The organism is Actinoplanes sp. NPDC024001, from assembly GCF_040638955.1.
In the GTDB taxonomy this organism is placed as follows: domain Bacteria; phylum Actinomycetota; class Actinomycetes; order Mycobacteriales; family Micromonosporaceae; genus Actinoplanes.
This window is the reverse complement of the sequence record NZ_JBEZZB010000320.1, coordinates 1-4,161: the sequence shown is the minus strand read 5'-3', so window position 1 is coordinate 4,161 and position 4,161 is coordinate 1. Positions and strand designations below refer to the sequence as shown.

At 71.4% G+C, this 4,161-nt stretch carries 4 protein-coding genes and 1 pseudogene; 2 read left to right on the top strand and 3 right to left on the bottom strand.

The genetic code is table 11. From position 1 onward, the window contains the following. Together AB0F81_RS50535 and AB0F81_RS50530 are read left to right on the top strand one after the other, a co-directional pair. A pseudogene (locus AB0F81_RS50535) lies at positions 1-402 on the top strand (hypothetical protein); the annotation flags it as partial. Between the two features lie 507 nt (positions 403-909). Next, a complete protein-coding gene (locus AB0F81_RS50530) occupies positions 910-1,248 on the top strand; it encodes an RNA polymerase-binding protein RbpA (RefSeq protein ID WP_014689763.1) in 339 nt (112 codons plus the stop codon). Between the two features lie 54 nt (positions 1,249-1,302). Here AB0F81_RS50530 and AB0F81_RS50525 read toward each other — a convergent pair whose 3' ends face one another. The 3 genes from AB0F81_RS50525 to lnt form a co-directional block, all read right to left on the bottom strand. Continuing rightward, the gene (locus tag AB0F81_RS50525) at positions 1,303-1,809 is read right to left on the bottom strand and encodes an FxsA family protein (RefSeq protein ID WP_360211509.1); all 507 of its coding nucleotides are present in this window, start codon (positions 1,807-1,809) and stop codon (positions 1,303-1,305) included. 58 nt (positions 1,810-1,867) lie between these two features. Next, complete coding sequence (locus AB0F81_RS50520) at positions 1,868-2,656, bottom strand: polyprenol monophosphomannose synthase (protein ID WP_360211507.1); 789 nt, start codon at positions 2,654-2,656, stop codon at positions 1,868-1,870. Then, a partial coding sequence (gene lnt / locus AB0F81_RS50515) for an apolipoprotein N-acyltransferase (protein WP_360211506.1) occupies positions 2,653-4,161 on the bottom strand: 1,509 nt, incomplete at its 5' end. The genes AB0F81_RS50520 and lnt, both read right to left, overlap by 4 nt.

The window sequence follows — 4,161 nt, the reverse complement described above, 5'->3', positions numbered from 1 at the left end:
TGCTCGACCCAGTCGTCGGTGCCGACCAGCCCGGACTCCTGGGCGTCGCGGAGCCGGTCGCTGAGGAACAGGCGCATCTGTTCCTGCGACGCCGCACGTGACGAGGCGACCGAGTCGGCGCGGCGGGCCGGGGCCGAGGTGACCGCGGCGCGCGCCGAGCTGGCCGCGGTGGTGGCCGAACGGGACGGGCTGCGCCGCACCGTCGAGGACCTGGAGCGGGCCGCCCGGGACCGCGCCGACCTGGAGCGCCGCCTGGTCGCGGCCCGCGCGGAGGCGGACGCCGCGCAGGAGCGCGCCGCGCAGCTGACCTCTCAGGTCAGCGACCTGGCGTCGGCGCTGGCGTCGCTCGGTTCGGCCCGCCCGGCGGCGCCCACCCAGCCGGCGCCGACTGGCGGCAGCTGAGCGGAAGAGCTTCAGCCCACCCAGCCGGCGCCGACCGCCGGCAGCTGAGCGGAAGAGCTTCAGCACGCCCGGCCGGCACGCCGGTCGGCGGCAGCTGAGCCGGACGGCATCACACCGTCAGACTCTCGACAGGGCGAGATTTGTCACGTAAGGGAGTGGCACAGACCAGGACGAGACGGGCGCGACTGCTACCGGATCGCTACCGTACGCGCATCGGTTGCTAACCGAAGAGTGAGTTAATTACCGGTGAATCAGAGCGAGTGACCGACATCGCACCACCCGCACACGTAGCAAAACCCCGTAAAGTGGACCAAGGTCCACTCGAACGCCGGTTCGGTTTGCCGTGTAACGGGTGTGGCCGGTTACGCTCATAGCGTTAACACTGCCGATACCGGCGGTTCTGAGACAGACACGGCGGCGTAAGGATCCAGCGGGTGCAGGAATCCAGCGGCCGCCCCTTTCGTTACACCAACGAGAGCAGCACCACGAGCGAGGGGAAAGCCGATCATGGGCGAACGCATGCTGCGCGGCAGCCGTCTAGGCGCAGTCAGCTACGAGTCCGACCGTAACACCGAGCTTGCGCCCCGACAGACCCGTGAGTACCTGTGCGTCAAGGGTCACCAGTTCGAGGTTCCGTTCGCCGTCGACGCCGAGGTGCCCACCACCTGGGAGTGCAAGTTCGACGGCAGCGTGGCCCGTCTGGTCGACGGCAGCGAGCCGGAGCAGAAGAAGGCGAAGCCGCCGCGCACCCACTGGGACATGCTGCTCGAGCGGCGTTCGATCGCCGAGCTCGAGGACATTCTCAACGAGCGGCTCCAGGAAGTCCGCACGCGCCGCGGTCGCTGAGCACTGACGCGAAAGGGCCGCCCCGGTTGACCGGGGCGGCCCTTTCGCATGCCGTCAGCGGACGATCTCGCCCTCGATGGCGCCGGCCGGCGGGCGGGGGTCGTCGTCGGGGACGACCACGGTGACCGGGTCGCCGCTGTAGACCTTGACCCGGCGCGGGCCGAACAGGTCACCGGTCACCGCGCCGCCCAGGTTGCGCTGGGCGAACCGCTCGACGCCCCGGCGGGCCAGGATGCGGCCGGGCGGCAGCAGCAGGAGCAGGCCGGCGACGCCGGTGAGGAAGCCGGGCACCGCCAGCAGCAGGGCGCCGCCCAGGCCGACCAGCGAGTGGGTCACCTCGGTGCCGGGCGGGCGGCCGGCGCGGGCCGCGTCCTGGAAGGCGTGCCAGCCGCGGATGCCCTCACGGCGCAGCAGCGCGAAGCCGGCGACGGTGCAGGCGATCACGGCGAGCAGCGCCCAGCCGGTGCCGATGGCGCTCGCCACCAGCAGGAAGGTCATGATTTCCGCGAACGCCAGCAGCGGGAACGCGATCGGTAGGTAGGCCAGTCTGCTTCGCCGCATTGCTCGTCCTCCGGTCCGGGCCCGCAATGAGAACCGGGCCCGGGTCAAGCATGCCACCTCACGGCCAGGTGGAGCCCTGTCGCGGTTTGCGGTTGAGGAGCTCCACCAGGCTCTCCTTGCGCGCCTGCGCGCCCCACAGGGTGACCCTGAGCAGCTGTTCCTTGAAGATGTTGCCGCTCATCTTGCTGACACCGTGTTCGCGTTCGGTGAACGTGATCGGCACCTCGATCATGCGGAAGCCCTGCCGGTACGACCGCCACGCCATCTCCACCTGGAACGAGTACCCGGTGGAGGCGATGGTCGCCACGTCGATCTCGTCGAGGACGCCGATCCGGTACGCCCGGTAGCCGCCGGTAGCGTCCTTGAACGGCATGCCCAGCGCGGTCCGGATGTAGATGTTGCCGCCGCGCGAGAGCAGCAGCCGGTGGATCGGCCAGTTGTGGACGCTGCCGCCGGGGATGTAGCGGGTGCCGAGCACCACGTCGTGGTCGCGCAGCGCGTCGAGCAGCTGCGACAGCTCCTCGGGGGCGTGCGAGCCGTCCGCGTCCATCTCGACGACCGCGTCGTACCCCTTGTCCTTGGCCCAGGCGAAACCGGCCTTGTAGGCCGCGCCCAGGCCTTCCTTGCCGGCCCGGTGCAGGACGAAGATGTGGTCGTCCTCGACGGCCAGCTCGTCGGCGATGGCGCCGGTCCCGTCCGGCGAGTTGTCGTCGGCGACGAGGATGTCGACCTCGGGAACCGAGGCACGGACCCGCTCGGTGATCGCCCGGACGTTGTCCGCCTCGTTGTACGTCGGGATGATCACGAGGACACGTCCCACTCCCGGGTAGCCTTCCGCCGCGCTCACCGTTCCTCCGAAGCCTCGTCGCTGGTGCTGCCTTCATTGTCGCGCCGACGGCGCAGGGGCAGCACGCCGGCGAGCGCGACGACCGTCAGGACGACGGCCGCCACCTCGGGCCAGATGCCCGAACGAGTCGCCAGCGTACGCGGTCCACCTAGGTGGATGTCACGGACCACCACCGCAGCAGTGTTGAAACCGGTCGAACCGTGCACATCTCCTTCGGTGTCGACGAAAGCGGACACTCCAACGGTGGACACCATGAGGGCGTCACGGCCGTGCTCGACGGCCCGCAGCCGCACCATGGCGAGCTGCTGGCGGGCCTCGTCCTCGTTGAAGGTGGCGTTGTTGGTCTGCACGGCGAGCAGCTCCGCCCCGCCGGTGACGGTGTCGCGGACGATGCCGTCGTAGGCGACCTCGAAGCAGATCACGTCGCCGACCACCCCGGCGCCGGTGTCGATGACGCCGGGGGCGTCGCCGGGCAGCATGTTGCGGACGAGGTCGACCTTGTCGGTGACCAGCCGGGCGATCGAGCGCATCGGCATGTACTCGGCGAACGGGACGGGATGGCGTTTCTCGTACTGCTGGTCGAGGTCGGGGCCGGCGCCGGGACGCCAGAGGATGCCGACGTTGTAGATGTCGCCGGGCACGTCGGTGCGCTGCAGGGTGCCGACCAGCACGGGCGCGTTGATCGTGTCGGCGGCGGACTGGATCAGCGCGGCGGCGTCGGCGTTGCGCAGCGGGTCGATGTCGCTGGAGTTCTCCGGCCACACCACCAGGTCGGGTTGCTTCTGGCGGCCGGCGGCCACGTCGGCGGCGAGCTGTTTGGTGGCGTTGACGTGGTTGTCCAGCACGGCCCGGCGCTGGGCGTTGAAGTCCAGGCCGAGGCGGGGCACGTTGCCCTGGACGAGCGCGATGGTGCTGGTCCTGGCGGCGGGGGTGGCGACCGGAACCAGGGCCGGCCCGGCCATCAGGACGGCCGCGGTGGCGGCGAAACCGCCGGCGGCCAGCAGCCCGGACGGTTTCCAGCGCCGCCAGGCGAGCGCGACCAGGGCGCCACCGGCGGCGGCCACGGCGAAGGTCACCAGCGGCGCCCCGCCGTACGCCGCGAGCCGCAACGTGGGCGCGTCGCCCTGGCTGAAGGCGAGCCGCCCCCACGGGAAGCCACCGAACGGGGTGCGGTCGCGCAGGAACTCGGCCGTGGTCCAGAGCAGCCCGGCCAGCAGCGGCCACAGCGCCCGCCAGCGGTCGGCCAGCGGCGACAGCCAGGCGCCGGCCAGCCCGGTGAGACCGACGTAGGCCGCCTGGGAGAGCGAGAGCATGGCCCAGGGCAACCAGCCGGCGGCGAACGTGGTCCACCACAGCAGCGGGAAGAACAGCACCACACCGGCGAGGAAGCCGAGGCCGAACCCGGCCCGCAGCCGCCGCCGGTGGACCGCGGCGGCGAGCAGGGCCACCCCGGCCGGGGCGAGCCACCACAGGTCGTACGGCCGCAGCGCCAGCAGCAGCGCCAG

Bases quoted from the DNA above. Each gene is read 5' to 3' on its own strand.
- AB0F81_RS50530 (WP_014689763.1), top strand. From the start codon at position 910: ATGGGCGAACGCATGCTGCGCGGCAGCCGTCTAGGCGCAGTCAGCTAC.
- AB0F81_RS50525 (WP_360211509.1), bottom strand. From the start codon at position 1,809: ATGCGGCGAAGCAGACTGGCCTACCTACCGATCGCGTTCCCGCTGCTG.